The sequence below is a fragment of the Actinomyces polynesiensis genome (genome assembly GCF_000820725.1).
Classification (GTDB): domain Bacteria; phylum Actinomycetota; class Actinomycetes; order Actinomycetales; family Actinomycetaceae; genus Pauljensenia; species Pauljensenia polynesiensis.
This window is the reverse complement of the sequence record NZ_CCXH01000216.1, coordinates 1-3,498: the sequence shown is the minus strand read 5'-3', so window position 1 is coordinate 3,498 and position 3,498 is coordinate 1. Positions and strand designations below refer to the sequence as shown.

At 74.6% G+C, this 3,498-nt stretch carries 3 protein-coding genes; 1 reads left to right on the top strand and 2 read right to left on the bottom strand.

Features of this window, described 5'->3' with window-relative positions; translation table 11 throughout:
• Positions 1 to 2,430, bottom strand: a 2,430-nt coding sequence (locus TA90_RS09300) for a DEAD/DEAH box helicase (protein ID WP_052450711.1), incomplete at its 3' end; no start/stop codon positions are given.
• Between the two features lie 81 nt (positions 2,431 to 2,511).
• Here TA90_RS09300 and TA90_RS09295 point away from each other — a divergent pair.
• Entirely contained in the window at positions 2,512 to 2,736 is a 225-nt protein-coding gene (locus tag TA90_RS09295) for a DUF3107 domain-containing protein (RefSeq protein WP_043535926.1), read from the top strand.
• A 70-nt stretch (positions 2,737 to 2,806) separates the two neighbouring features.
• Here the strand turns inward: TA90_RS09295 and TA90_RS09290 are convergent, their stop codons facing one another.
• On the bottom strand, positions 2,807 to 3,436 hold the full coding sequence (locus TA90_RS09290; protein ID WP_043535925.1) for a ferritin-like fold-containing protein: 630 nt from the start codon (positions 3,434 to 3,436) through the stop codon (positions 2,807 to 2,809).
• Positions 3,437 to 3,498: the final 62 nt, after the last annotated feature.

Below are 3,498 nucleotides of genomic sequence, written 5' to 3'. Positions count from 1 at the left end.
AGCGAGGGAGGACCGGCTCGAGGGACTCCGTCGACAGGTCACGGGCGTGCGGCACGATGTCAGAACTGGAGGCGCCTGCTGCTCGGTGCGCACGGCGGCGACGTGCAGGACACGGCGCGAGCGGGTCACGGCTGCGGCGAGGAGCCGGGTCTCGTCGTCGAGGACTCCACGCCTCGCCGACCGGGGGTCGTCGAGGAGCACGTCGCGTCCCTGCGCGTCGGTGCCGGTGCGACCCGCAGCGAGGTCGGCGAGCAGGTCGGCGCGGAGCACACGGTCACGCAGGCGCAGGTTCGGCCAGCGTCCGTCCTGGAGGCCCAGGACGGCCACGACCTCCCACTCCCGGCCCATGGCCTGGGCGGGGGTGAGGACGTCGACACCCGGGGGACGGATCCCCATGCGGGTGATGGTGTCGGTGGGGACATCGTCGGCGAGCAGCTGGAGGCAGAACTCCCGCGCGCTGCCCGCCGGGTTGCGCTGCTCCCACACGTCGGCCACCCGGAAGAGGGCGAGGAGGGCGTCGAGCTGGTCGTCGTACCACTCCGCGTCCAGGTCCGACGCCAGGGCACCGTCGCGCCACTGCTCGGCCAGGCCCGAGGCGTCCCACAGGGCCCACAGCGCCGCCCGGGGCCGGGCAGTGCCCGGTCCACGCCCCACCGTCCACATCCTCCCGGCACGCAGCAGGGCGTCGCGGAGCTCGCGGTTCCCGCAGTGCTCCAACAGTGCCGGGTCCTCCAGGAGGGAGAGCACGTCGTGGCTGGCCCCGACCACGTCGGTCGCGTCCTCGTCACCGTCCTCGTCCCCCGCGGCGACGACCTGGGAGTTGAGGGCGCGCAGCAGGCGGTGCACGTCCAGGCCGTCGGCACGCACGAAGGGCGACTCGAGCAGCCGACGGGCCAGCTCGAGCTCGCCATCGCGGTCCGCGTCCTGCGCGGCCGTCAGCTCCGGGCTCCTGCGCGGCGCGGAGTCACGCGACTGCGGGGCGGGAGGCTGCACCCCCCCGCCCGCCGTCGCCCCCCGACCCTCCTGCGCGAGGCCCACCTGCCCGGCCACGAGTTCCAGGAGGGTGCGGGTCACGGGCTCCGCGGGGAAGGCGATGGCCCGGCGTCGCCCGGCCACCGGGACCCCACCGCGTCGCAGTTGACGGCGCACCTCCGCGACGTCACCGGAGGAACGCACGATGACGACCTGGTCCTCCCAGGCCACGCCGTCGTGGAGGTGGTGGGCGCGCAGGTGGTGGGCGGTGATCGCCCCCATCTGCGCCTCCGAGGCGGCGAGGTGGACGAGGATGTCCGACGCCCGGGGAGCGCCCACCCGGGAGCGCGGGTCACCCACCCCGCCGGGACCGGCGTCGGCACCGGGCCCGCCGTCCGGGGAGGCGTCGCCGGACGCCTCCCCCGCCACACCGACCGTGCGTCGCCGGACAGGTCCCGATGTCGAGATCCTCCCGGTCACGTCGCGGGCGAGGTCCCGCAGCGCGGCGGTCCCCCGGTGGACCGCGCCCAGTTCCAGCACCGGGACGTCGAGCCGTGCGGCCAGGCGCCGGTCGAGATGGGGCTCGCCACCCCGGTAGGAGGCGACGGCCACGTCCGGGTCCGCGAAGGCGACCACCCGCACGCCCCGCCGCGCCATGGCCGCCAGGAGCTCCACGGTGGAGGCCGTGCAGTCCTGGAGGTCGTCGACCACGACGGCATCCGGCAACGGCGTGCCCGCGGTGACCCCCTCGCCCGGGGCGTCCGCCTCCCAGCGGGCCACCAGGTCCGCCGCGATGCGCTGGATGCGCGAGGTGTCCACGGACATGGCCCCGCGCGTGGTCACGGCGAACCCGGGGTCGCCCTCGTACATGGCGAGGAGCGCACCCGCTGAGACCCACTCGGGGTGGCCGAAGCGCGACCCGAGGTCCCCGAGCGCGGCCCCGTCGATGCCGGCCTCACCCGCGCGGGCGAAGAGGTTGCGGACCTCCATGCGGAAGGCGGGCATCGCACGCATGGCCTCGGGCATGCTGTCGGGCCAGGCGACGCCACCGCGTGCGAGCAGGTCCTGGATGAGCTGGTCCTCCTGGGCGCCGGTGACCAGCTCCAGGGTGCCCAACGGGTCGCCGCGTCCGATCCTCCAGGTGGACACCACCTGGTAGGCGTAGGCGGCCGGGGTGCGCACGGGTCGCACGGCCTCGGGGAGCAGCGCCTGGACACGGGACTCCAGGGCGTCCACGCGGGAGCGGTCCGGCGCCCACAACACGGCCGACTCCCCGCGCGCGCGGCACTGGGCGAGGACCATGAGCGCACAGGTGGTGCGACCCGACCCGGGGGCGCCGCGCACGACCAGGGATGCCGCAGCTGCCTGCCCGCAGACGGCGGTCTGGGCCCCGTCCGCGGTGGGGAGCTCCGCGAGGGCGGGGTCCACCCCGCCCACCTCGACCTGGATTTCGCTCATGACTGAATGCTCCCACCCGGCATGTGCACCTGCGGCCCGTAGCATGGGAGCAGACCATTCCGATCCCCCAGAGGAGCCCCCATGAACGTCTCCATCGGCATCCGCGGCGCCGCCCGCGAACTCCAGCTCGAGCTCGACCTCACCGAGGAGGAACTCTTCTCACGCGTCGAGTCCGCCACCAAGGAGGGTGGGCTGCTCACGCTCGTCGACTCCAAGGGCCAGCAGGCCCTCGTCCCCGCCGACGCCATCGGCTTCGTCCTCGTCGCCCCCGACACCCCACGCCGGGTCGGCTTCGCGCTGAGCTGAGCCCCGGGGGAGGACCGGGCCGGTCCCGACGGGGGCACACGCCCGGGCCGTCCCGCCGACCCCGTGCGCCTCACGCCTTGAGGTGGATCTCCGCCATGCGCTCCTTGTGGCGCTTGGTGACCCACGCGACCATCGCATCGGCCGCGTCGGGGTCCTGCGCCAGCAGGGGGTGGGTGAACAGTGTCGAGCGCACCAGGCCGAGGACCTCGCCCGCCACGCGTCGTGCCCACAGCGACAGACGCGCGGCCAGCTGCTCGTCGGAGGCCGTGCGCGGGGCCAGGTTGGCCCGCTCCCACTCCCCCTGTCCCAGGTCCCAGGCCTCGTCCTGGTCCGGGAAGAGGTCGTGGCGCTCCGCGACCTCGTGGAGGAGGTCGGTGAACATCCCCAGCGTCACGTAGGTCTTCACCGAGCGCTCCCACCAGGTGCTGGGACGGGTGCGCGCATCGAGGTCGTCGAAGAGGCCGGAGTACTCGCCCGCCGCCGCGGCGAGGTCGAGGCCGCGGTGCTCGGACCAGATCTCCAGCTGTTCGAAGACGCGGAAGGCCCTGGCGGCCATCCGCGCGTGCTCGATGTGGGCCCCGATGGTGGGGGCCTGGTCCCCGTCCTTGGCCAGGCGGGTCATGCCCGCCAGTGCCGCGTAGGCGATGAGACCGACGACTTCGGCGGTGTCCGCATCCACGGGTTCGTATGTGCGCTCCATGCCCCCAGCCTAGTCAGCGCGGCACGACGGCGCGTCCCGGGGGGCACGCCGGACATCCGCGT